16 protein-coding genes are annotated in these 24,986 nt (G+C 72.5%); 13 read left to right on the top strand and 3 right to left on the bottom strand.

Going from position 1 to position 24,986, the window contains the following annotated elements; translation table 11 throughout:
• The first annotated feature begins 54 nt into the window (after positions 1 to 54).
• The 6 genes from miaA to hflX all read left to right on the top strand — a co-directional run bounded on the left by miaA (position 55) and on the right by hflX (position 8,433).
• On the top strand, positions 55 to 993 hold the full coding sequence (gene miaA, locus ACQKM2_RS26945; RefSeq protein ID WP_427714214.1) for a tRNA (adenosine(37)-N6)-dimethylallyltransferase MiaA: 939 nt from the start codon (positions 55 to 57) through the stop codon (positions 991 to 993).
• 111 nt (positions 994 to 1,104) lie between these two features.
• Positions 1,105 to 1,680, top strand: a complete 576-nt coding sequence (locus ACQKM2_RS26940; RefSeq protein ID WP_427714253.1) for a hypothetical protein — start codon at positions 1,105 to 1,107, stop codon at positions 1,678 to 1,680.
• Positions 1,681 to 1,774: 94 nt separating this feature from the next.
• The gene (gene dapF, locus ACQKM2_RS26935; RefSeq protein ID WP_427714211.1) at positions 1,775 to 2,650 is read left to right on the top strand and encodes a diaminopimelate epimerase; all 876 of its coding nucleotides are present in this window, start codon (positions 1,775 to 1,777) and stop codon (positions 2,648 to 2,650) included.
• A gap of 140 nt (positions 2,651 to 2,790) precedes the next feature.
• Positions 2,791 to 4,869: a RelA/SpoT family protein gene (locus ACQKM2_RS26930; RefSeq protein WP_427714209.1), complete on the top strand. Its 2,079-nt coding sequence runs from the start codon at positions 2,791 to 2,793 to the stop codon at positions 4,867 to 4,869.
• 271 nt (positions 4,870 to 5,140) lie between these two features.
• Positions 5,141 to 6,643, top strand: a complete 1,503-nt coding sequence (locus ACQKM2_RS26925) for a M1 family metallopeptidase (protein WP_427714206.1) — start codon at positions 5,141 to 5,143, stop codon at positions 6,641 to 6,643.
• A 284-nt stretch (positions 6,644 to 6,927) separates the two neighbouring features.
• A complete protein-coding gene (hflX, locus tag ACQKM2_RS26920) occupies positions 6,928 to 8,433 on the top strand; it encodes a GTPase HflX (RefSeq protein ID WP_427714204.1) in 1,506 nt (501 codons plus the stop codon).
• Positions 8,434 to 8,566: 133 nt separating this feature from the next.
• Here the strand turns inward: hflX and ACQKM2_RS26915 are convergent, their stop codons facing one another.
• Positions 8,567 to 9,742: a trypsin-like serine peptidase gene (locus ACQKM2_RS26915; protein WP_427714201.1), complete on the bottom strand. Its 1,176-nt coding sequence runs from the start codon at positions 9,740 to 9,742 to the stop codon at positions 8,567 to 8,569.
• A gap of 393 nt (positions 9,743 to 10,135) precedes the next feature.
• Here ACQKM2_RS26915 and ACQKM2_RS26910 point away from each other — a divergent pair, with 393 nt between their 5' ends.
• The 5 genes from ACQKM2_RS26910 to ACQKM2_RS26890 all read left to right on the top strand — a co-directional run bounded on the left by ACQKM2_RS26910 (position 10,136) and on the right by ACQKM2_RS26890 (position 18,854).
• Positions 10,136 to 11,413 carry a diaminobutyrate--2-oxoglutarate transaminase family protein gene (locus ACQKM2_RS26910; protein WP_427714251.1) on the top strand — a complete coding sequence of 426 codons (1,278 nt, stop codon included), beginning with the start codon at positions 10,136 to 10,138 and terminating at the stop codon, positions 11,411 to 11,413.
• A 680-nt stretch (positions 11,414 to 12,093) separates the two neighbouring features.
• Complete coding sequence (locus ACQKM2_RS26905; protein WP_427714250.1) at positions 12,094 to 14,064, top strand: IucA/IucC family protein; 1,971 nt, start codon at positions 12,094 to 12,096, stop codon at positions 14,062 to 14,064.
• 31 nt (positions 14,065 to 14,095) lie between these two features.
• Positions 14,096 to 14,770 (top strand): GNAT family N-acetyltransferase, encoded by a 675-nt coding sequence (locus ACQKM2_RS26900; protein ID WP_427714198.1) that lies wholly within the window; start codon positions 14,096 to 14,098, stop codon positions 14,768 to 14,770.
• A 204-nt stretch (positions 14,771 to 14,974) separates the two neighbouring features.
• Positions 14,975 to 16,831, top strand: a complete 1,857-nt coding sequence (locus ACQKM2_RS26895; protein WP_427714196.1) for an IucA/IucC family protein — start codon at positions 14,975 to 14,977, stop codon at positions 16,829 to 16,831.
• 52 nt (positions 16,832 to 16,883) lie between these two features.
• Positions 16,884 to 18,854 (top strand): ATP-dependent DNA helicase, encoded by a 1,971-nt coding sequence (locus tag ACQKM2_RS26890; RefSeq protein ID WP_427714195.1) that lies wholly within the window; start codon positions 16,884 to 16,886, stop codon positions 18,852 to 18,854.
• Between the two features lie 157 nt (positions 18,855 to 19,011).
• On the opposite strand, the gene lexA is transcribed toward ACQKM2_RS26890, so the two are convergent.
• The gene (lexA, locus tag ACQKM2_RS26885; protein ID WP_125602045.1) at positions 19,012 to 19,803 is read right to left on the bottom strand and encodes a transcriptional repressor LexA; all 792 of its coding nucleotides are present in this window, start codon (positions 19,801 to 19,803) and stop codon (positions 19,012 to 19,014) included.
• 558 nt (positions 19,804 to 20,361) lie between these two features.
• On the opposite strand from lexA, the gene nrdR reads away from it, so the two are divergent.
• Both nrdR and ACQKM2_RS26875 read left to right on the top strand, forming a co-directional pair.
• A complete protein-coding gene (gene nrdR, locus ACQKM2_RS26880; RefSeq protein WP_125816927.1) occupies positions 20,362 to 20,877 on the top strand; it encodes a transcriptional regulator NrdR in 516 nt (171 codons plus the stop codon).
• Positions 20,878 to 21,012: 135 nt separating this feature from the next.
• Positions 21,013 to 23,895 carry a vitamin B12-dependent ribonucleotide reductase gene (locus tag ACQKM2_RS26875; RefSeq protein ID WP_427714192.1) on the top strand — a complete coding sequence of 961 codons (2,883 nt, stop codon included), beginning with the start codon at positions 21,013 to 21,015 and terminating at the stop codon, positions 23,893 to 23,895.
• Positions 23,896 to 24,009: 114 nt separating this feature from the next.
• On the opposite strand, the gene ACQKM2_RS26870 is transcribed toward ACQKM2_RS26875, so the two are convergent.
• Positions 24,010 to 24,969 (bottom strand): DUF1152 domain-containing protein, encoded by a 960-nt coding sequence (locus tag ACQKM2_RS26870; RefSeq protein WP_427714190.1) that lies wholly within the window; start codon positions 24,967 to 24,969, stop codon positions 24,010 to 24,012.
• Positions 24,970 to 24,986 lie beyond the last annotated feature (17 nt).

Raw genomic sequence — 24,986 nt, 5'->3', positions numbered from 1 at the left:
TCACCCGATCGGGTACATGACGGTGTCTTGACCGGGGGCTGCGAGACTGTGTCGGTGAGGAATGCAGCCCCCGCCCCGCGGGTCATCGCCGTCGTCGGTCCCACCGCGGCCGGAAAGTCCGACCTGGGCGTCGCCCTGGCCCGCCACTTCGACGGCGAGGTCGTCAACGCCGACTCCATGCAGCTCTACCGGGGGATGGACATCGGCACCGCCAAGCTGACGCTCGACGAGCGCGGCGGAGTCCCGCACCACCTCCTCGACATCTGGGACGTCACCGAGACCGCCAGCGTCGCCGAGTACCAGCGCCTGGCCCGCGCCGAGATCGACAAGCTCCTCGCCCAGGGCCGCACCCCCGTCCTCGTCGGCGGATCCGGCCTCTACGTCCGCGGCGCCCTCGACGCCATGGAGTTCCCCGGCACCGACCCCGAGGTCCGGGCCCGTCTGGAGGAGGAGGCCACCCTGCGCGGCCCCGGCGCCCTGCACGCCCGCCTCGCCGCCACCGACCCGGCCGCGGCCGCCGCGATCCTGCCCAGCAACGCCCGCCGCATCGTCCGGGCCCTGGAAGTCATCGAGATCACCGGCAAGCCCTTCACCGCCAACCTGCCCGGCCACGACTCCGTCTACGACACCGTCCAGATCGGCGTCGACGTGGCCCGCCCCGAACTCGACGAGCGGATCGCGCTGCGCGTGGACCGCATGTGGGACGACGGCCTGGTCGACGAGGTCCGCGCCCTGGAGGCCCAGGGGCTGCGCGACGGCATCACCGCCTCCCGCGCACTGGGCTACCAGCAGGTACTGGCCGCCCTCGCGGGGGAGTGCACCGAGGACGAGGCCAAGGCGGAGACCGTACGCGCCACCAAGCGCTTCGCCCGCCGCCAGGACTCCTGGTTCCGCCGCGACCCCCGCGTGCACTGGCTCAGCGGAGCCGCCGCCGACCGGGGGGAACTCCCCGGACTCGCGCAGTCGTTGGTCGAACGAGCGGTCACAGCCTGATCACGTGATTGCATCGGGAAGCCCCGTGTGCCCGTCGCGGGCCCGGGTCCGTGCCATCATCAAACTTCTGAACAGTGGCGTACGAAGTCCGAGTGGGGAGGGCGCGTGGCTATGGAGGCCGGCCCTCGTGACACGGGGCGGGACGACACCAGGCGAGGAGCGGACCCGATGCTCCGAAGCGGGCCCGGCGAGCCCGGCGTGCCCGCCGGCTCCGGCACGCCCGACGCCCCGACGGGCATCGGGAGCGCCGACACGGGCGCCGACGGCCTCGGCCTGCCCGCCGAACCGGCCCGGCTGAGCCCCGACGGCCCCGACGCCCCGGAGCCCGGCACGGAGGCGGCCGCCGGCCCCGAGTTCGAGGTCGAGCTGCGCCCGCAGCGCCGCCTGCGCATCTGGCAGATCGCCCCCATCGTGATGCTGGCCGCCGCCGGCTCCCTGATGTTCGCCTTCCCCCTCGCCTTCGAGTTCGGGGACGGCGGCGCCGTCGTCGCCATGCTCGGCTTCCTCATCAGCTCCTGCGCCGGCGGCTGGGGCATGATGGCCGCGCGCCGCGTCGGCTACACCTGGCCCGGGCTGCCGCCGCGCGGCAGCAGCCGCCGCCCCGACTGGCGGATGGCCGCGCTGTACGCGCTGGTCGCACTGGTCGTCGTAGCACTCGCCGTGTACCGGGTGGCCCGGCTGCGCTGACCGCGCCGCCCCGCCCGGACACCCCCGCGGCAGCGGCCTGACCGCATGCTGATCCCGCAGGCCACGGCCCCGACCGGCTCGGTACCATGAGCGGGTGACGCACACCACCCTCTCCTTCCTCAAGGGCCACGGGACCGAGAACGACTTCGTGATCGTCCCGGACCCGGACAACGCCGTCGACCTGCCCCCGACCGCCGTCGCCGCCCTGTGCGACCGCCGGGCCGGCATCGGCGCCGACGGTGTGCTGCACGTGGTCCGCTCCGCCGCCCACCCCGAGGCCGCGCACATGGCCGACGAGGCCGAGTGGTTCATGGACTACCGCAACAGCGACGGCTCCGTCGCCGAGATGTGCGGCAACGGCGTCCGCGTCTTCGCCCGCTACCTCCAGCACGCCGGCCACGTCGAGCCCGGCGACCTCGCCGTCGCCACCCGCGGCGGCGTCAAGCAGGTCCACCTCGACAAGACCGGAGACGTCACCGTCTCCATGGGCCGCGCCCTGCTCCCCGAGGGCGACGTCACCGTCTCCGTCGGCGAACGCTCCTGGCCCGCCCGCAACGTGAACATGGGGAACCCGCACGCCGTCGCGTTCGTCGAAAGCCTCGACCACGCCGGCAACCTGTACAGCCCCCCGCCGTTCAGCCCCGCCTCCGCCTACCCCACCGGGGTCAACGTCGAGTTCGTCGTCGACCGCGGCCCGCGGCACGTCGCCATGCGCGTCCACGAGCGCGGCTCCGGCGAGACCCGCTCCTGCGGCACCGGCGCCTGCGCCGTCGCCGTCGCCGCCATCCGACGGGACGGAGCCGACCCCGCCGAGACCGGCGAACCGGTCTCGTACACCGTCGACCTGCCCGGCGGCACCCTCGTCATCACCGAACACCCCGACGGCCGCGTCGACATGACCGGACCCGCCGTCATCGTCGCCTCCGGAGAGTTCGAAGCCGCCTGGCTCACCGAAACGGCTTTCGCCTGAAGGTTCCCTCTCATGGGTGATCCGTTTCACGCTGAGCGAGAGGTGGACTGCGCCACGTGGTGGGGTCGGTAACATCAGGCACCGGCCCTGAGGGCTCACCCCATGCCCACCACCGCCGGTCGAAGCCGCCGGAGGTGCCCATGAGTGCAGAGGCCACGAACCCCGAAGCACATGCCGAGATGCGCCCTGAGCTGCGCAGACGAGGCCGTAGCCGACTAGATCTGCGCCGCCTGGGACGTGCGGCCCTGCTCGGGCCCACATCCCGCGACCGCCTGCCCGACGCCATCGGGCACGTAGCAGAAGCCCACCGCGCCCACCATCCGGACGCCGACCTGTCCATCCTGCGGAAGGCCTACCTGCTCGCGGAGCACTCCCACCGCGGCCAGATGCGCAAGAGCGGTGAGCCGTACATCACACACCCGCTCGCCGTCACCCTCATCCTCGCGGAACTCGGCGCCGAGACCACCACCCTGACGGCCTCTCTCCTCCACGACACCGTCGAGGACACCGATGTGACCCTCGAACAGGTCCGGGAGGAGTTCGGCGACGAGGTCTGCTTCATCGTCGACGGCGTCACCAAGGTCGAGAAGATCGACTACGGGGCCGCCGCCGAACCCGAGACCTTCCGCAAGATGCTCGTCGCCACCGGCAACGACGTCCGCGTCATGTCCATCAAACTCGCCGACCGGCTGCACAACATGCGCACCCTCGGCGTGATGCGCCCCGAGAAACAGGCCCGCATCGCCAAGGTCACCCGCGACGTCCTGATCCCGCTCGCCGAACGCCTCGGCGTCCAGGCCCTCAAGACCGAGCTGGAAGACCTCGTCTTCGCGATCCTGCACCCCGAGGAGTACGAGCACACCCGCGCCCTCATCGCCGCCCGCGCGGGCCAGGACGACCCCCTCGCCGCCATCGCCGAATCCGTCCGCACCGTCCTGCGCGACGCCGGCATCGCCGCCGAGGTCCAGGTACGCCCCCGGCACTTCGTCTCCCTCCACCGCATCTCCCGCCAGCGCGGCGAACTGCGCGGCTCCGACTTCGGGCGCATCCTCGTCCTCGTCGCCGAGAACGCCGACTGCTACGGGGTGCTCGGCGAACTCCACACCTGCTTCACCCCGGTCGTCTCCGAGTTCAAGGACTTCATCGCCGTACCGAAGTTCAACCTCTACCAGTCGCTGCACACCGCCGTCGCCGTCCCCGAGGGGTACGTCGCCGAGGTCATCGTCCGCACCCGCCAGATGCACCGCGTCGCCGAAGCCGGCGTCGTCGCCCTCGGCAACCCGTACGCCACCGCCGAGGCCGCCACCGCCGACTGCGACGAGGAACGCGTCGACCCCACCCGCCCCGGCTGGCTCTCCCGGCTCCTCGACTGGCAGCAGTCCGCACCCGACCCCGACACCTTCTGGACCGTGCTGCGCGCCGAGCTCGCCCAGGACCGGGAGATCACCGTCTTCCGCGCCGACGGCGGCACCCTCGGCCTGCCGGCCGGCGCCAGCTGTATCGACGCCGCCTACGCACAGCACGGCGAGGCGGCCCACGGCTGTATCGGCGCCCGCGTCAACGGGCGCCTCACCTCCCTCTCCTCCCCCCTCTCCGACGGCGACACCGTCCAGCTGCTCCTCGCGCAGGACTCCTCCTCCGGACCCGCCCCCGACTGGCTGGAGCACGCCAGGACCCCGGCCGCCCGGATCGCCATCGGCAGCTGGCTCCAGACCCACCCCGACGGCCCCGGCCCCGCCACCGCCGCGCCCCGGGCACCTCTGTCCGTACCGGGGCTGCGCGGCGGCGGGGGCAACGCCGTCGCCGACCTCCCCGACGCGCACGTCCGCCTCGCCGGATGCTGCACCCCCGTACCGCCGGACGCGGTCGCCGGGTTCCTCGTACGCGGCGGGGCCGTCACCGTCCACCGGGAGCACTGCCCGGCCGTGGCCCAGATGCGCTCGCTGGGCCGCACCTCGGTCGCCGTGCACTGGCGGGCCACCGCGGACTGCCGGGTCACCCTCACCGCCGAATCGTTCGGGCGCCCGCACCTGCTGGCCGACCTGACCGAGGCCATCGCCCGGCTGGGCGTCGAGGTCGTCTCCGCCACCGTCGAGCCGCCCGTCGAACAGCGCGTCCACCACAGCTACACGCTGCAACTGCCCGACGCGGCGGTACTGCCCGCCCTGATGCGGGCGATGCGGGACGTACCCGGCGTGTACGACGTCAGTCGGGTGTGAACGGCGACCGGAGGGGCTAGGGGGCTAGGGGGCTAGGGGGCTAGCGGGCCAGGGGGATCGGGGGATCGGGGGAGCGGGGCGGGGGATCAAGGGGCTGGGAAGGCTTTCGCGGAACCCCGGGGGTGTGCCGGGGGGATTTACGTGGACAGCGCGCGCAGGGGCGCGTACGCGGGGGCGTACGGAGTCCGCCGCCCGGCTCCGGCGCCCCGTTCGGGTGGAGTCGTCGCGCGCCGCTCGCGGGCCCGGGACACGCGCTGGTAAGCGGTGGTGGATGCAGCTCACCTCCCCGCGCCTGCGCGCCTCCCTGCTCGCCGCGGCCTCCCTCACCCTCGTCGCCGCCGTGCTGCCCCCGCCGAAGCCGCTGGGCATCGGCGACCGGCTCTTCCCCGAGCTGGGCAACCCCGGTTACGACGTCCTCTCGTACGACCTCTCCTTCACGTACAAGGACAACCGCAGCCCCCTCGACGCGGTCACCGCCATCGAGGCGCGCAGCCTGGAACCGCTGGAGCGGATCAACCTCGACTTCACGCACGGGACGGTCGCCTCCGCCGAGGTCAACGGGCAGCCCGCACGGTTTGAGTCCGCCGGGGAGGACCTCGTACTGACCCCCGCGCACCCCGTCCCGGCGAGCGCGCCGCTGCACATCACCGTCCGGCACACCAGCGACCCGCGCGGCCGGGCCTCCGACGGCGGCTGGGTCGTCACCGAGGACGGCCTCGCCATGGCCAACCAGGCCGACGCCGCCCACCGGGTCTTCCCGTGCAACGACCACCCCGCCGACAAGGCCTGGTTCACCTTCCGCATCACCGCCCCCGACGGGTACCGGGCCGTGGCCAACGGGCTGCCGGGAGCGGTCCCCGCCGCACGGGCGGGTGGCGCCACCGAGTGGACGTACCGGACCCTGCACCCGATGGCCACCGAGCTCGCCCAGGTCTCCATCGGCCGCTCCGCCGTCCTGCACCACACTGGACCGCACGGCCTGCCGCTGCGCGACGTGGTGCCCGCCGCCGACCGGGAGCGGCTGGAGCCCTGGCTGGCGAAGACCGCCGGGCACGTCGCGTGGATGGAGGAGCGCGTCGGCCGGTACCCCTTCGAGAACTACGGGGTGCTGATCGCCCGCGCGAAGACCGGCTTCGAGCTGGAGACCCAGACCCTCTCGCTCTTCGAGCACGGCCTCTTCGCCGGGGAGGCGGCCGGCTACCCCGACTGGTACGTGGAGTCCGTCATGGTCCACGAGCTCGCCCACCAGTGGTTCGGCGACAGCGTCACCCCGCGCACCTGGTCCGACCTGTGGCTCAACGAGGGGCACGCCACCTGGTACGAGGCCCTGTACGCGGACGGACTCGGCAAGTACCCCCTGGAGCGGCGGATGCGCGAGGCCTACCAGCGCTCCGACCAGTGGCGGGCCCAGGGCGGCCCCCCGGCCGCCCCCAAGGCCGCCGCCCCGGGACAGAAGATCGGCCTGTTCCGGCCCGTCGTCTACGACGGGGCCGCGCTGATCCTCTACGCCCTGCGCCAGGAGATCGGCGCGGCGGCCTTCGACCGGGTCGAGCGGCGCTGGGTGGCGGAGCACCAGGACGCCGTCGCCGGCACGGACGACTTCGTACGCCTCGCCTCCCAGGAGGCCGGACGCGACCTCACGGCCTTCCTGCGGCCCTGGCTGTACGGGGAGACCACCCCGGCGATGCCCGGGCACCCGGAGTGGGGCGGCCCGGCGGCCGCCGCGGCCCCGGGGAAGACCCCGGCCGCAGCCCCGGCTGCGGGGAAGCCGTAGCGGCGGAAAACGGTATGACGGCCGGGGAACGGGCATGACACCATCGACGAGGCCGACGGGGGAAGCTCCCCCGCGAGGCCGCGCCGAGGCGTCCTGCCCTGCGGGCTCCGGCTCCGGGGATCCGGCTCCGGGATCCGGGGATCCGGCTCCGGGAATCACCGGGCGGGACCACACGTTGGACGTGACAGTGTTATGTCACGCACAGCGGTACCTTTGGCCCTGGCCGAGCCGGCCGGCCGCCGGAACCGGACGGCGCGACACCATCGAATCGACGTAAGGATCCAATGACCTCCTCTTCTTCCCCTTCCCAGGACCCGCGGGACGCGCAGGACGTGCGGGACTCGCAGCGCTTCACCGAGAGCCTTCGGGCCGATGCCCTGATGGAAGAGGACGTCGCCTGGAGCCACGAGATCGACGGAGAGCGGGACGGCGAACAGCTCGACCGCTCCGACCGCGCGGCCCTGCGCCGCGTCGCCGGTCTCTCGACCGAGCTCGAGGACGTCACCGAGGTCGAGTACCGCCAGCTCCGCCTGGAGCGCGTGGTCCTCGTCGGTGTCTGGACCTCCGGGACCGTGCAGGACGCCGAGAACTCCCTCGCGGAGCTCGCGGCCCTCGCCGAGACGGCGGGCGCCCTCGTACTCGACGGTGTCATGCAGCGCCGCGACAAGCCCGACCCGGCCACCTTCATCGGCTCCGGCAAGGCGCGCGAACTGCGCGACATCGTCCTCGAAAGCGGGGCCGACACCGTCGTCTGCGACGGCGAGCTCAGCCCCGGCCAGCTCATCGCGCTCGAAGACGTGGTCAAGGTCAAGGTCGTCGACCGGACCGCCCTCATCCTCGACATCTTCGCCCAGCACGCCAAGTCCCGAGAGGGCAAGGCACAGGTCGCACTCGCGCAGATGCAGTACATGCTGCCGCGACTGCGCGGCTGGGGCCAGTCGCTCTCCCGGCAGATGGGTGGCGGCGGCGGTGGCGGCATGGCCACCCGAGGCCCCGGTGAGACCAAGATCGAGACCGACCGGCGCCGCATCCGCGAGAAGATGGCGAAGATGCGCCGGGAGATCGCCGAGATGAAGACCGGCCGGGACATCAAGCGGCAGGAACGCCGCCGCAACAAGGTCCCCTCGGTCGCCATCGCCGGCTACACCAACGCCGGCAAGTCCTCCCTGCTCAACCGCCTCACCGGCGCGGGCGTACTGGTGGAGAACGCCCTGTTCGCCACCCTCGACCCGACCGTGCGCCGGGCCGAAACCCCCTCCGGCCGCGTCTACACCCTGGCCGACACCGTGGGCTTCGTCCGGCACCTGCCCCACCACCTCGTCGAGGCGTTCCGCTCCACGATGGAGGAGGTCGGCGACTCCGACCTCATCCTGCACATCGTGGACGGCTCGCACCCGGCACCGGAGGAGCAGCTGGCGGCGGTGCGCGAGGTCATCCGCGAGGTCGGCGCGGTCAACGTGCCCGAGATCGTGGTGGTCAACAAGGCGGACGCCGCGGACCCGCTCGTCCTCCAGCGGCTGCTGCGCATCGAGAAGCACTCGATCGCCGTCTCCGCCCGCACCGGCCAGGGCATCGAGGAACTCCTCGCGCTCATCGACACCGAGCTGCCCAGGCCCGCCGTCGAGGTGGAGGCCCTCGTGCCCTACACCCGCGGCGCGCTGATCGCCCGGGCCCACGCCGACGGCGAGGTGATCTCCGAGGAGCACACCCCGGAGGGCACCCTGCTCAAGGCACGGGTCCACGCCGAACTGGCGGCGGACCTGGCGCCGTACGTGCCCGCCAAGCACTGACACCGGCGGCGGCACGCCGCACGGCCACACATGACGGAGGGCCCCCGCAGCAGCGGGGGCCCTCCGTCATGTCACGTCATGTCCTCAGGTCCGGCCGGTCACTCGACCGGTCACCCGACCGTCACTCGACCGGTCACTTGAACTTGGCGCTCACCGCGTTGTAGATGCCCTTGGCCTCGGGACCGAGCTTCGGCCCGGCCAGCCAGCCGGCCTTCGCCGGACCGATCGAGGTGTTCGACACCAGCGCCGGCTTGCCGTCGGCACCCGCCGCGACCCAGCCGCCACCGGACGAACCGCCCGTCATCGTGCAGCCGATGCGGTACATCACCGGGTCGGCCTGCTTCAGCGCCAGCCGGCCCGGCTTGTCCGCGCACTGGAACGCCTTCTGCCCGTCGAACGGAGCCGCCGCCGGGTAGCCCGTCGCCGTGATGCTCGCGACCTTGCCCACCGCCGGAGCGTTGAACTCCACCGGCAGCGCCGTACCGACCGTCTCCTCCAGCGACTTGCCGCCGCCCTTCTCCGGCGTCACGTGCAGCACCGCGAAGTCGTACGGGGCACCCGCGCCGCCCGTCGGACCGCCCGTCGCGATCCACTGGTCCGAGGTCTGCGCCCAGTCGCTCCACCACACGCCGTACGGGGCGACCTGCTCGCGCGGCGCGCCCTTGAGCGCCGCCGCCGGCTTGCCCGTGTTGTTGTAGGACGGGACGAAGGCGATGTTGCGGTACCAGCCGCCGGCCTTGCCCGCGTGCACGCAATGGCCCGCCGTCCAGACCATGTTGGACTTGCCCGGGTGCGCCGGGTCCTTCACCACGGTCGCCGAGCAGACCATCGAGCCCTCGGGGCCGTCGAAGAAGACCTTCCCGGACGCCGGGACGCTCGAGTGGTACGGCGAAGCCGCCGGCTGCGCCGCCACCGGAGCCGGGGTCGGGTCGGTGACGCCCTGGTCCTTGCCCGCGTCAGGGTCGACGGCCGGGCGCTGCGGCTGCTCCGCGTCACGCATGCGGTCCGGGTCCCAGAGGCCGTCGATGATCGGGTTGACGTAGTCGCCCGCCTCGCGGAGCCAGTCCTCCTTCTTCCAGTTCTTCCACGCGCCCCCCTTCCACTTCTCCAGGTCGAAGCCGTGCTGCTTGAGCCTCTCCTTCAGCTCGTCGGGGATCGTGATCCCGTCCGCCGCGCCGGACGGCGGGGGCGCAGCCACGGTCGGCTTGGCGTCGGCGCCGGCCTCCCCGTCGCCGGGTCCGCAGGCCGAGGCGGTCAGCGCGAGCGCGGCCGCGCAAAGGATCGCGGTGACCGGTCGGTTCGGTCGCATGTCGTAAGCCCCCAGGAGTTTCGAGGTGTTGGGACGGATTCGATCGGGGTGGATCGCAGCACCCCACTATGCCGCCGAGGCATAGGACGGCGGGCGCCGGGTCGATGGTTCCTGCCGTTCCGGCCCGGCCGAACCGCAAGGATCTTCGGTCCACCCGTGATCCGAAGCCGTCACCGTCGTTGGTACGTACGGGGGATGGTGCAGCAGCGTTCGTGTTCGAGGCGCAATCCGGAAGAGCAACCTGCGGGAGGACCGACAGTCGTGGCCGTGACCGAACCGACCGCAGCAGGTGCCCCGGCCGGGACCGCAGCCGAGGCAGCACCGGGCACCCCGGCGCACGCGGGCCCACAGGTTCCGGCGCAGGGCGGACGAGGACCCGCCTCGGCGGACGGCATCCTGCGCAGGCAGGCGCTGCGGGAGTCCGCCGCCCGGACCTACGCCCGCTCGCTGCCCATCGTCCCCGTGCGCGCCCGGGGGCTGACGATCGAGGGCGCCGACGGGCGGCGCTACCTCGACTGCCTCTCCGGCGCGGGCACCCTCGCCCTCGGGCACAACCACCCCGTCGTCCTCGAAGCCATCCGCGGGGTGCTCGACTCGGGGGCGCCGCTGCACGTCCTCGACCTGGCCACCCCGGTCAAGGACGCCTTCACCACCGAGCTCTTCGAGAACCTGCCCGCGGAACTGGCCGCCGACGCCCGCGTGCAGTTCTGCGGCCCCGCCGGGACCGACGCCGTCGAGGCCGCCCTGAAACTGGTCCGGGCCGCCACCGGACGCACCGGGCTGCTCACCTTCACCGGCGCCTACCACGGGATGACCGCCGGAGCCCTGGAGGCCTCGGGCGGTGCCGGCGACGTACGGGTGACCCGGCTGCCCTACCCGCAGGACCACCGCTGCCCGTTCGGGGTCGGCGGCGCCGAGGGCGCGCGCCTCGGGGCCCGCTGGACCGAGACCCTGCTCGACGACCCCAAGGGCGGGGTGCCGCTGCCCGCCGCCATGATCGTCGAGCCCGTGCAGGGGGAGGGCGGGGTCCACCCGGCCCCCGACGCGTGGCTGCGCCGGATGCGGGAGATCACCGCGGCCCGGGGCATCCCGCTGATCGCCGACGAGGTGCAGACCGGGGTGGGCCGCACCGGCGCCTTCTGGGGCGTCGACCACGCCGGGGTGGTCCCCGACGTGATGGTCCTGTCCAAGGCCATCGGCGGCAGCCTCCCGCTGGCCGTGATCGTCTACCGGGCCGAACTGGACGTCTGGGCGCCCGGCGCGCACGCCGGAACGTTCCGCGGGAACCAGCTCGCCATGGCCGCGGGCACCGCCACCCTCGCCTACGTCCGCCGCAACGGACTCGCCGAGCGCGCGGCCGCGCTGGGAGAGCGGATGCTGACCGCACTGCGCGGCCTGGCCGCGGAGCAGCCGTGCGTCGGTGACGTGCGGGGCCGCGGACTGATGATCGGCGTCGAACTCGTCGACCCCGACAGCGGCGCCGCCGCACCCGCCCTCGCCGCCGCCGTGCGCCAGGAATGCCTGGACCGCGGCCTGATCGTCGAGCTCGGAGGCCGCCACTCCAGCGTCGTGCGCCTGCTGCCCCCGCTGACCCTGACCGACGAACAGGCCGCAGCCGTCCTGGACCGGCTGGCCGACTCCATCCCCGCCGCCGCCCGCCGGCCCCACTGACGCCCGCCGAAGGACCCCCGATGCCCGACCCCTCCACCACCCCCCACCCCACCACCCCGCCCCCGCCCCACCCAGAACCCCCGGCCACCACTGCGGCCGCCACGCCGGCCCCGGTCGTGGCCGGCACCTCGGTCCCGGGCCCGCCCGCCACTGCCGTTTCGGCGCACTCCGTCCCGCCGGCCGGCGCCGCGGCTGCGGCGCACCCCGTCCCGTCGGCCGGCGCCGCGGCTGCGGCGCACCCGGGCCCGCCCGCTGCCCCCGGCGGGCTGAGGCCCGCTGCCCCCGCCGGCCCCCCGACCACCCCGGCTCCGCCGTCGGCCACTGCCCCCTTGGCGCCGACCGGCCGGGAGGCCCCGACCCTGCCATGGTCGGCCGCCGCGGCCGGTCCGGTCGCCCCCCTTGCACCGGCCCCGGTCCGCCCGGCACAGGCCCCGTCCTGCGCCGCGGCCCCTCCGGACCCCACCGCCCTCCACGGGCTCACGCCGGTCCCTGCGCACGCGGCCGCGGATACCGACACGGACGGCCTGCCACCCGTCCCCTCCGCCACGGCGCAAGCGGCATCCGGTGGCGTCGCCCCCGAGGCCGCGGCGGGCCAGCCGGCGGCCGGGCCCGGCGCCGCCCGGCCGCCCGCCGCCGGGCCCCCCGCCGGCCCGCAGCCCCAGCCGCCCGCCGCCGCGCAGCTGCCGCCGGGGCCCCGCCCGGACTCCCCGCTGCCCGCGGCATCCCCGGCCGCGGACCGGGATCAGGCAGCCCCCGGGCGGCCCAGGGCCGGAGCGGAGGCCGGGCCCGTGTCCGGGGTCCCGGCGGCGCAGGCCACCCCGGCCCCTGTCCCGGCGGGCACCGTGCCCCGGCAGAAGGACGGCACCCTCCGCCCGCGGGTGGGCGGCACCGGGCCCACCGGCCCTGACCCGGCGGTGCTGCCCGACCTGCTGGACCACCCCGACCCGGCCACCGCGGCCGAGTCCGCGACGGTGGAGAACCTGCTGCGGTGCTGGGTCCGCGAGAGCGGCATCGGCCGCCCCGACGGGCCCATCGGAACCCTGCTCCGCATCCCCCTCCCCGCGTCCGGGGCCGCCCTGCTCGTCCCCGTCCGGTACTGGTCTCCGGCAGGCTGGCACCGCTTCGGCCCCGCCCGCCTCGAAGGTGCCCCCGCCCATGCCCCGGCCGTGGACGCCGTCACCCTCGCCGGCCTGCTCGCCCGCGAGGGCGACGGCCGCAGCGGCACCGACCTCGTGGGCCGGGTCGCCGACTCGGTGCGCCGCACCACCGAGTTCATCGCCGACCGTCGCCAACACCCCACCGGCCCGGCCCCCGTCGCGGCCGACCGCTTCCTCACCGCCGAACAGTCACTCCTCCTCGGCCACCCCCTCCAACCGGACCCCAAGAGCCGCGAAGGACTCTCGGAGACCGAAGTACGCCACTACTCGCCCGAACTCCACGGCTCCTTCCCCTTGCACTGGATCGCGGTCGCGCCCGAGGCCCTCGCCACCGACTCCGCCTGGACCGAACGGGGCCGCCCGGTATCCGCCGCGCAGCTCCTCGCCCGGCTCGCCCCCGGCCTCCCCCTGCCCGCCGGCACCACCGCCCTTCCCCTGCACCCCTGGCAGGCCCGAGACCTCCTCCAGCGCCCCGCCGTCACCGCCCTCCGCGACGCGGGACTCATCACCGACCTGGGCCCTTACGGCACCCCCTGGTACCCCACCTCCTCCGTCCGCACCGTCCACCGCCCCGGCGCCCCCGCGATGCTCAAGCTCTCCCTCGGACTGCGCATCACCAACTCCCGCCGGGAGAACCTCCGCAAGGAACTCCACCGAGGCGTAGAGGTCCACCGGCTGCTCCGCACCGGTCTCGCCGAGCAGTGGCAGACCGCCCACCCCGGCTTCGACATCGTCCGCGACCCCGCCTGGGTCGCCGTCGACGCCCTGGACGGCACCCCCGTCCGGGGATTCGACGCCGTACTGCGCCACAACCCCTTCCACTCCGACGACGACGCCGTGTGCGTCGCCGCACTCACCTCACTCCGCCCGTGGGCCGGCCGGACCACGATGCGCTCCCGGCTCGCCGACACCGTCTCCCGGCTCGCGGTGACCACCGGCCGGCCCGTCGCCGCCGTCGCAGCCGAGTGGTTCCTGCGCTACCTCGACCACGTCGTCCTGCCGGTACTCGCCTTCGACGCCCTCGCCGGCATCGCCCTCGAAGCGCACCAGCAGAACACCCTCGTGCTCCTCGACCGGGCCGGCTGGCCCGTCGGCGGCCGCTTCCGCGACAACCAGGGCTACTACTTCCGCGACTCCCGGCGAGCCGAGCTGGAACGACGCCTCCCCGGCATCGGAGGCGCCAGCGACACCTTCGTCCCGGACGCCGTCACCGACGAACGCTTCGCCTACTACCTGGGCATCAACAACGTGATCGGCCTCATCGGAGCCTTCGGATCGCAGCGGCTCGCCGACGAGCGCGTGCTCCTCGCCGCCTTCCGCCGCTTCCTCGGCAAGGCCTCCGGCCTCGGCCCGGTCCCCGCACGGCTCCTCGACTCACCCACCCTGCGCTGCAAGGCGAACCTCCTCACCCGCCTGGGCGGGCTCGACGAGCTCGTGGGCCCCGTCGACACCCAGTCCGTCTACGTCACCATCACCAACCCCCTCCACGACTGACGCGCTCCCACCGACACCGAGAAGAGCCCCGATGCCTCCCACGGACACCACCACGAGCACCGCCGGCGGCCCCGCCTCCCAGGAGGCCACCGCGCACCGCTTCACCGTCGGACTGCTGCCGCTGCTCGCCGAGGCGGACCTCCTCGACTCACCGGCGGGCTGGGGCGCGGTCCCGACACCTGCAGGGCCCTTCCGCCTCGAACCCGTACGGCCGGGCCGGGACCTGGCACTGCTCACCGGCTGGATGAACGACCCCGACGTGTCCGCCTACTGGGAACTGGGCGGAGCCCCTGCCGTCACCGAAGCCCACCTGCGGGCCCAGCTCGACGGCGACGGCCAGAGCATCCCCTGCCTCGGCGTCCTCGACGGCAGTCCCATGAGCTACTGGGAGATCTACCGGGCCGATCTCGACCCGGTCTCCCGCCACTACCCGGCGCGCTCCCACGACACGGGTATCCACCTGCTCATCGGAGACGGCACGAACCGGGGCCGGGGCTTGGGCACCACGCTGCTGCGAGCCGTCACCGAGCTCGTCTTCGACAACCGCCCCCGATGCACACGCGTCATCGCGGAACCGGACATTCGCAACACCCCCTCCGTATCAGCCTTCATGAACGCCGGATTCCGCTATTCCACGGAAATCGAACTCCCAGAGAAACGAGCAGCCCTGATGATCCGTGAGCGGGCCCTGCGCAATCTGCTCTGATCGCCGCGCCGCGCCCGGTCATCCCAACCGGTCATCCCGCTCGATCGGGACCAGGTTCGCGTCCTCGACGCGCGGTCCTCGTCCCATGCTTCCGGTCCACGCTTCTCGCTGTCTCGGTATTCGCTTCTCGGCATTCGGTTTTCACAGCTCTCATCTCCAGAACTCCGCGTCGCTCAGCAAGGTTCCCGATATCCGAGGAGTCCCGTGCCGAATTTCCCCGCAGCCCCCGACCCGGCCGAGCACGCCGTCCCCCCGTCGCCCCAGCACCCGTGCGCGCCTCCCGAAATCAACCAGCCCACCTGGGACTTCGCGGCGCGCCGACTGCTGGCCAAGATGATCGGCGAGTTCGCGTACGAGGACATCGTCCGCCCCGTCCCCGCGCCCTCCGCCGCCGGCGACGCCTGGACCCTGACCCTCGACGACGGCAGCAGTCTGGGCTTCCGCGCCCGTCGGGGCGCCTACGGCAGCTGGCACGTCACCCCGGACACGATCACGCTGACCCCGCCGGCCCCCTCCACGGAGCCCCCGACCACGTTCGGGGACCCGTACGGCTTCCTCGTACGCGCCCGCACCCTGCTGCGCCTCGACGGGCCCACCCTCGGCCACCTGGTCCACGAACTCAGCTCCACCCTCGCCGCCGACGCCCGCCTCGACCACCACGCGCTCACCGCCGACGTCCTCGCCGACCTGGACTACGCGGCGCTCGAAGGACACCAGACCGGCCATCCCTGGCTCGTCGCCAACAAGGGCCGCGTGGGATGGTCCGCCGCGGACGCCGCCGCCTGGGCCCCCGAGGCCCGTACCCGGCAGCGGCTTCCGTGGCTCGCCGCCCACACCTCCCTGGCCGAGTACCGGGGCACCGCCGGCCTGGACGACCCGGCGCGCCTCTACGCGGCCGAGCTCGACCCCGCCACCCGTGCGGCGTTCGACCGGATCCTGCGCGACCGGGGCCTCGACCCGCTTCGCTACCTGTACCTTCCCGTACACCCCTGGCAGTGGGACGAGATCGTCCTGCCGCTCTTCGCGCCCGCCCTCGCCTCCGGCGCCCTCGTGCCGCTCCCCGCCGACCCGGACGACAGGATCCCGCAGCAGTCGATCCGTACCTTCCTCAACCTCACCCGCCCCGACCGGCACAGCGTCAAGCTCCCGCTGTCCGTCTTCAACACCACCGTCTGGCGCGGCCTGCCCAGCGACCTCAGCGTGGCCGCACCCGCCGTCACCGCCTGGATCCACTCGCTCCGCGACGCCGACCCCTTCCTGCGCGACGAATGCCGGGTCGTGCTGCTCGGAGAGGTCGCCTCGGTCACCGTCCGCCACCCCGTGTACGACGGGCTCCCCGAGGTGCCCTACCAGTACAGGGAGCTCCTCGGAGCGATCTGGCGGGAGCCGCTGACGGGCCGGCTCGACCCCGGCGAACGCGCCCGCACCCTCGCCTCCCTCCTCCACGTCGATCCGCGCGGCCGCTCCTTCACCGCCGAACTCGTCGCCCGCTCCGGCCTCACCCCGGAGGCCTGGCTGCGCCACCTCTTCGCGGCCCTGCTGCCCCCGCTGCTGCACTTCCTCTACCGCTACGGGACGGTGTTCTCCCCGCACGGGGAGAACACCGTCGTGATCTTCGACGAGCGGGACGTCCCCGTCCGGCTGGCCGTCAAGGACTTCGTGGACGACGTCAACATCAGCAGTACCCCCCTGCCCGAGCTCGCGTCCATGCCGGGCGAGGTGCGGGCCGCGCTGCTCGCGGAGCCGCCCGGATTCCTCACCCAGTTCATCCACTCGGGACTGTTCATCGGGGTCTTCCGCTTCCTGTCCGCCCTGTGCGACGACCGGCTCGGCGTGCCCGAGGGCGAGTTCTGGTCCCTCGTGCGGGCTGAGATCCTCCGCCACCAGGCGCGCTTCCCCGAGGACAAGGAGCGCCACCGCCTCTTCGACCTGCTGACGGAGCGGATCGACCGGCTCTGCCTCAACCGGAACCGGCTTTACGCGGACGGCTACCGCGACCGCCCGGACCGGCCGGGCGCAGTGGTCCACGGCACCGTGCCCAACCCCCTGCACGGCCCCTGAAGAGTGATCGATGCGGTCGCTGTCGGTGGCGCCCCGTAGGGTTGGCAGTGCTATGACGAAGCCCTCCCTCACCGACCTGCTGCATGCCGCCGTCTCCGCCGTCGGCGGCACGGAGCGGCCCGGCCAGGTGGCCATGGCCGAAGCCGTCGCCGAAGCGATCGACGACAACTCCCATCGGCTGATCCAGGCCGGCACCGGCACCGGCAAGTCCCTCGGCTACCTGGTGCCGGCCCTCGCGCACGGCGAGCGCGTGGTCGTCGCCACGGCGACGCTCGCGCTCCAGCGCCAGCTCGTCGAGCGCGACCTGCCGCGCACGGTCGAGGCGCTGCACCCGCAGCTGCGCCGGCGGCCGCAGTTCGCCATGCTCAAGGGCCGGTCCAACTACCTGTGCCTGCACCGCCTCCACGAGGGCGTCCCGCAGGACGAGGAGGAGGGCCTCTTCGACCAGTTCGAGGCGGCCACCCCGACTAGCAAGCTCGGCAAGGACCTGCTGCGCCTGCGCGACTGGGCGGACGAGACCGAGACGGGCGACCGCGACGACCTCACCCCCGGCGTCTCCGACAAGGCCTGGAGCCAGATCTCCGTCTCCTCCAGGGAGTGCCTGGGCGCCACGAAGTGCGCGTACGGGGCCGAGTGCTTCGCGGAGGCGGCCCGTGAGCGGGCCAAGCTCGCGGATGTGGTCGTCACCAACCACGCCCTGCTCGCCATCGACGCCATCGAGGGTGCCCCGGTGCTCCCGCAGCACGAGGTGCTGATCGTGGACGAGGCGCACGAGCTGGTCTCCCGCGTCACCGGTGTCGCCACCGGCGAGCTCACCCCGGGCCAGGTCAACCGGGCCGTGAAGCGTGCCGCCAAGCTGGTCGACGAGAAGACCGCGGACTCCCTGCAGACCGCCGCGGAGACCTTCGAGCGGGTGATGGAGCTGGCGCTCCCCGGCCGTCTGGAGACGGTCCCCGAGGACCTCGGCTACGCGCTGATGTCGCTGCGCGACTCCGCACGCAACGTGATCTCCGCGATCGGTGCGACGCGGGACAAGTCCGTGCACGACGAGGACGCCGTCCGCAAGCAGGCCCTCGCCGCCGTGGAGAACGTCCACGCGGTGGCGGAGCGGATCACGATCGGCTCCGAGTACGACGTCGTCTGGTACGAGCGCCACGACCGTTTCGGCGCCACCCTGCGGGTCGCCCCGCTCTCGGTGTCGGGGCTGCTGCGCGAGAAGCTCTTCGAGGACCGCTCGGTGGTCCTCACCTCCGCCACCCTCAAGCTCGGCGGCGACTTCAACGGGGTCGCGGCTTCGCTGGGCCTCTCCCCGGAGGGCGTGGAGGGCGAGGGCGTGCCGGTGTGGCGGGGCCTGGACGTCGGGTCGCCGTTCGACTACCCGAAGCAGGGGATCCTCTACGTCGCGAAGCACCTGGCGACACCGGGCCGGGAGGGCACCCGTGGCGACATGATGGACGAGCTGGCGGAGCTGATCGAGGCCTCCGGCGGGCGCACCCTGGGCCTCTTCTCCTCCATGCGCGGCGCCAAGGCCGCGGCCGAGGAGCTGCGCGGGCGGCTCGACAACCCGATCCTGCTCCAGGGCGAGGAGACGCTCGGCGAGCTGATCAAGACCTTCGCGGCGGACCCGAAGACCTGCCTGTTCGGCACGCTGTCCCTGTGGCAGGGCGTGGACGTGCCCGGGCCCAGCTGCCAGCTGGTGATCATGGACAGGATCCCCTTCCCGCGCCCCGACGACCCGCTGATGAGCGCGCGGCAGAAGTCGGTCGAGGAGAACGGGGGCAACGGCTTCATGGCGGTAGCGGCGACCCATGCCGCCCTGCTGATGGCCCAGGGCGCGGGCCGGCTCGTACGGGCCTCCGGGGACCGGGGCGTGGTGGCGGTCCTGGATCCCCGCCTGGCCACGGCCCGGTACGGGAGCTTCCTGCGGTCCTCGCTGCCCGACTTCTGGTACACCACGGACCGCAACCAGGTCCGCCGCTCGCTGGCCGCCATCGACGCGAGCGCGAAGGCCGACGGCAAGTAGGGGACCGGCCCCGGCCCCGGCCCCGGCCGGGTAGCGGGCAGGCGCGGGCCGCGTGGGCATGCGCGAGCCCGCGACGAAGCGCGGAGCCTGCGGGCATGGAACAGCTCCGGGACCGGCGCAGTGGGTCCCGGAGCTGGATGAGGGGCAGCGGGCCGGGTCAGACCCGTCGCAGCACGGCGACGACCTTGCCGAGGATGGTCGCCTCGTCGCCGGGGATCGGCTGGTAGGCGGCGTTGTGCGGGAGCAGCCACACGTGGCCGTCCTCCCGCTTGAAGCGCTTGACGGTGGCCTCGCCGTCCAGCATCGCGGCGACGATGTCGCCGTTCTCCGCGACGGGCTGGCGGCGGACGGTGACCCAGTCTCCGTCGCAGATCGCGGCCTCGATCATCGAGTCGCCGACGACCTTGAGGACGAACAGTTCGCCGTCGCCGACGAGCTGGCGGGGGAGGGGGAACACGTCCTCGACGGATTCCTCGGCCAGGATCGGCCCGCCGGCCGCGATCCGGCCGACCAGGGGGACGTAGGAGGCGGCGGGCTTGCCGGTGGTGTCCGTGGGCTGCGAGCTGGGCTGGTCCGAGCCGCGCACCTCGTAGGCGCGGGGCCGGTGCGGGTCGCGGCGGAGGAAGCCCTTGCGCTCCAGGGCCATCAGCTGGTGCGCCACGGAGGAGGTGCTGGAGAGGCCGACCGCCTGGCCGATCTCGCGCATCGACGGCGGGTAGCCGCGGCGCTGCACGGAGTCCCGGATGACCTCGATCACCCTCCGCTGCCGGTCCGTGAGCCCGGAGCTGTCGGCGCGGATGCCTGGAGGTCGCCCTGGCAGGGAGCGCGCGGGGCGTACGGCCTCCGCCTCCTGGTTCTGACTTGCGTCATTCATGGCATGCACCGGCTCGAGTCGGCTCTGGGAGCGGTTCTGGGCAGTGATGGTGGCACTGTCTGCGGTGGTGGTCACGTCGGCCCCTCTCGAAATGTTCTCCCTAGCTGGACAACGGTAGTAGCTTTCGAAAGGTTGCGCCAAACACACGTTCGAGTGAAAAATCGCAGATCCCCCACCCGGGTTAGATCGGCGGGTGTATGGGCGGCCGATTTGTGGCCGATATGGGGGCGGCCGGGCATCCGCGGTTGATCTCCGCGGCGGTCAACCGGAATGCGTTTTGCGCCGGTCCGGCCGAACGCGGGTTCGGCCTCGTGTCCGCTCCTTACGGTACCCTTCCCGGTTGGATCGGCCATGCCCCGGCAGGGCCCGGCGCTGGGCCCAGTGTGGCATCGGGAACCCCCGTATCCGGCCATCGGACACCGCGACACGCGGAGTGGCGTAAATCCGGCCCAACCCAAGATCTAGTGGTTGGATGGGCGCGGCCACCCAGAAGTTGTGGTCCTCGGTCCGCCGAGGCCCCCGGGATCGCATATGCTTGTGGCTGCTTCACGAGCCCCCGGCGAAGACTCGCTCTCCGTCGTTGAGGGGCTCCGTGGAGTGATTCAGTCGTGCCAAGAGGAGGGTGAGGGAACCATGCACTGCCCCTTCTGCAGGCACCCCGACAGCCGCGTCGTCGACAGCCGTACCACCGACGACGGAACGTCGATCCGCCGGCGCCGTCAGTGCCCCGACTGCTCCCGTCGCTTCACGACGGTGGAGACGGCCTCGCTGATGGTGATCAAGCGAAGCGGGGTCACCGAACCCTTCAGCCGTACCAAGGTCATCTCCGGCGTGCGCAAGGCGTGCCAGGGGCGGCCGGTCACCGAGGACGCCCTCGCCAAGCTCGGCCAGCGGGTCGAGGAAGCGGTGCGCGCCACCGGGAGCGCCGAGCTGACCACCCACGACGTGGGTCTGGCCATACTCGGCCCGTTGCAGGAACTCGACCTCGTCGCCTACCTGCGGTTCGCATCCGTCTACAAAGCGTTCGACACCCTTGAAGACTTCGAGACCGCCATCGCGGAACTGCGCGAGCCGCGGCCTCACCCCCATGAGTGCGAGCCCGGAGGGACCCCCGCGGTCGTCCCCGTGCCCGCCTCCGCCGCCGACTGACCGCTCGGGGCCGCAGTGCAGCGCGGCCCGGCCGGTCGGTGAGGCGAGATTCGTAGAACAAGACACACAGCACTGTGCCGCGGAATAGCGCTGGCACTTTAGGGCGTTTTTGCCCGCATATGGGAGGCAGGCGGCATGACAGAGACGGCGAGCAGCTCGGCACGTGGTTCCCGCGCCAAGGGGACCAAGGCCGCCAAGGGCGGCCTGCGGATCGAGCGCATCCACACCACCCCCGGCGTGCACCCCTACGACGAGGTGAACTGGGAGCTCCGTGACGTCGTCATGACCAACTGGCGCGACGGCTCGGTCAACTTCGAGCAGCGCGGCGTCGAGTTCCCCGACTTCTGGTCGGTGAACGCGGTCAACATCGTCACCAGCAAGTACTTCCGCGGCGCCGTCGGCACCCCGCAGCGCGAGACCGGTCTGAAGCAGCTCATCGACCGCATCGTGAAGACGTACACGAAGGCCGGCGAGGACTACGACTACTTCGCGTCCCCCGCCGACGCGGAGATCTTCGAGCACGAGCTGACCTACGCCCTCCTGCACCAGATCTTCAGCTTCAACTCCCCGGTGTGGTTCAACGTCGGCACGCCCCAGCCGCAGCAGGTCTCCGCCTGCTTCATCCTGGCCGTCGACGACTCCATGGAGTCGATCCTCGACTGGTACAAGGAAGAGGGCATGATCTTCAAGGGCGGCTCCGGCGCCGGCCTGAACCTCTCCCGCATCCGCTCCTCCAAGGAGCTCCTCTCCTCCGGCGGCAACGCCTCCGGCCCCGTCTCCTTCATGCGCGGCGCCGACGCCTCCGCCGGAACGATCAAGTCGGGCGGCGCCACCCGCCGCGCGGCCAAGATGGTCGTCCTGGACGTGGACCACCCGGACGTCGAGGACTTCATCGCCACCAAGGTGAAGGAAGAGGAGAAGATCCGCGCCCTGCGCGACGCGGGCTTCGACATGGACCTGGGCGGCGACGACATCACGTCCGTCCAGTACCAGAACGCCAACAACTCCGTCCGTGTGAACGACGAGTTCATGACGGCCGTCGAGAACGGCACCGAGTTCGGCCTGCGTGCCCGCATGACCGGCGAGGTCATCGAGAAGGTCGACGCCAAGGCGCTCTTCCGCAAGCTCGCCGAGGCCGCGTGGGCCTGTGCCGACCCGGGCATCCAGTACGACGGTGTGATCAACAACTGGCACACCTGCCCCGAGTCCGGCCGCATCACCGCGTCCAACCCCTGCAGCGAGTACATGCACCTGGACAACACGTCCTGCAACCTCGCCTCGCTGAACCTGATGAAGTTCCTGAACGACGACGGCAAGGGCAGCCAGTCCTTCGACGCCGAGCGCTTCGCCAAGGTCGTCGAGCTGGTCATCACCGCGATGGACATCTCCATCTGCTTCGCGGACTTCCCGACCCAGAAGATCGGCGAGAACACCCGCGCCTTCCGCCAGCTCGGCATCGGCTACGCCAACCTCGGCGCCCTGCTGATGGCGACCGGCCACGCCTACGACTCGGACGGCGGCCGCACCCTCGCCGCGTCGATCACCTCGCTGATGACCGGCACCGCGTACAAGCGCTCCGCCGAGCTCGCCGCCATCGTCGGCCCGTACGACGGCTACGCCCGCAACGCCGACTCGCACAAGCGCGTCATGAAGCAGCACGCCGACGCCAACGCCGTCGCGCCGCGCACCGACGACCTGGACAACGCGATCTGGGCCGCGGCCACCGAGGCCTGGCAGGACGTCCTCCGCCTCGGCGAGAAGAACGGCTTCCGCAACTCCCAGGCCTCCGTCCTCGCGCCGACCGGCACCATCGGTCTCGCGATGTCCTGCGACACCACCGGTGTCGAGCCGGACCTGGCCCTGGTCAAGTTCAAGAAGCTCGTCGGCGGCGGCTCGATGCAGATCGTCAACGGCACCGTCCCGCAGGCCCTGCGCCGTCTGGGCTACCTGGAAGAGCAGATCGAGGCGATCGTCTCCCACATCGCCGAGCACGGGAACGTCGTCGACGCCCCGGGCCTGAAGACCGACCACTACGAGGTCTTCGACTGCGCCATGGGCGAGCGCTCCATCTCCGCGATGGGCCACGTCCGCATGATGGCCGCGATCCAGCCCTGGATCTCCGGCGCGATCTCGAAGACGGTCAACATGCCGGAGACGGCGACCGTCGAGGAGATCGAGGAGATCTACTTCGAGGCGTGGAAGCTGGGCGTCAAGGCGCTCGCGATCTACCGCGACAACTGCAAGGTCGGCCAGCCCCTCTCCGCCAAGAAGAAGGAGGAGGAGAAGGTCGAGGTCACCGAGAAGGCCGAGGAGACCATCCGCACGGCGGTCGAGAAGGTCATCGAGTACCGCCCGGTCCGCAAGCGCCTGCCCAAGGGCCGCCCGGGGATCACCACCTCCTTCACGGTCGGTGGCGCCGAGGGCTACATGACGGCCAACTCCTACCCGGACGACGGCCTGGGCGAGGTCTTCCTGAAGATGTCCAAGCAGGGTTCCACCCTCGCGGGCATGATGGACGCCTTCTCGATCGCCGTCTCCGTCGGCCTGCAGTACGGCGTCCCGCTGGAGACGTACGTCGCGAAGTTCACCAACATGCGCTTCGAGCCGGCCGGTATGACGGACGACCCGGACGTGCGGATGGCGCAGTCGATCGTCGACTACATCTTCCGCCGCGTGGCGCTGGACTTCCTGCCCTTCGAGACCCGCTCGGCGCTCGGCATCCACTCCGCCGAGGAGCGTCAGCGCCACCTCGACACCGGCTCCTACGAGCCGCTCGACGAGGAGGAGCTCGACACCGAGTCCCTCGCCCAGTCGGCGCCCGTCGCCGCCGTGGCCAAGCCGGTGGCGATCGTCCCGGTCCCGGCCCCCAAGACGGCGCACAGCAACGCCGAGCTGGTCGAGATGCAGATGGGCGTCTCCGCCGACGCCCCGCTCTGCTTCTCCTGCGGTACGAAGATGCAGCGCGCCGGCTCCTGCTACATCTGCGAGGGCTGCGGCTCCACCAGCGGCTGCAGCTGAGCCCGCGCGGGTAGCTGACGGCTGACCCGCCGCACACGAACGAAGGGGACCGGCCCACGGCCGGTCCCCTTCGCCGTATCCGTGCCTGTGCCTGTGCCCGTGCCGGGCGGCCCGTCAGTGGGGGATCGCCCGCGAGGGCCGGGTGACCAGGTCCTCCCGGAACTCGGCGATCCTGGAGTGGACCTGCCGCATCAGGTGGGTGTCCTCGATGCGGTCCAGGTAGAGGCACCGGTCCGCCAGCCCGCGCAGCTCGAAGGCGAAGCACAGGGACATCAGGGGGTTCACGAAGAGCTCGCTGCCCCGGGTGCGTTCCGTGAACCGGACGTCCCCGAAGGAGCCGCGGACCGCCGCCGCGATCGAACCCGCCACGATGCTCGGACGGTCCGGCGTGTGGTCCTGCGCGTGGTCCACCGCGTCCAGGAAGAGCGCCCCCTCCCGGGTGGCCCGGGGTATCGAGAAGGCGCCGAGGTACGCCCCGTCCCGCTCCAGCGCCGCGATGTTCTCCAGGACCAGGGCGTGACTGACCCCGTGGTACGCGTCCACGCCGAAGCCGACCGACACCACGAGCCGCTCCGGTACGTCGTCCAGCGCGGCCAGTGCCGCCACGCTGGTCAGGTCCTCCTCGGGCGTGCCGAGGCCGGCCTCGTCGCCCCGCATCAGGATGTCCGTGCCCCCGTCGACCAGTACCACCGCGTCGATCCGGTGGAGGTCGATCAGCGCCCGGTAGGCGGCCCGCAGCGGCTGCACGCCGACCTGGGGGAAGGCGTACACCGTCGAGGGGTAGCGGTGCAGCCGGAGCCAGCGGGCGAGGGTCCGCTCCGGGAAGTAGGACAGGTGGGGCGCGGAGTCGGGGGTGACGGCAGCCAGGTCGGGTGCCGCCCACTCCTCGGCGGGCAGGCCGGCCAGGGTGCTGAACGAGAGGTTCGCCAGGTGCACCTCCTTGCCCTGGTGCAGCAGCGACAGGGCGATGGGCAGGCCGGAGTAGACGTCGAAGCCCCCGCCGGCACCGGCGACGAGCACGCGTTCCGCCGTGGCCAGCCGGGCGAAGAGCGGGTTGGTGTGCAAGGCGGTCATGGCGATCATTGTGCGGG

Source organism: Streptomyces sp. NPDC004126, assembly GCF_050275515.1.
In the GTDB taxonomy this organism is placed as follows: domain Bacteria; phylum Actinomycetota; class Actinomycetes; order Streptomycetales; family Streptomycetaceae; genus Streptomyces.
The sequence above is the reverse complement of the archived record's forward strand: the minus strand, read 5'-3'. Positions and strand labels throughout refer to the sequence as shown.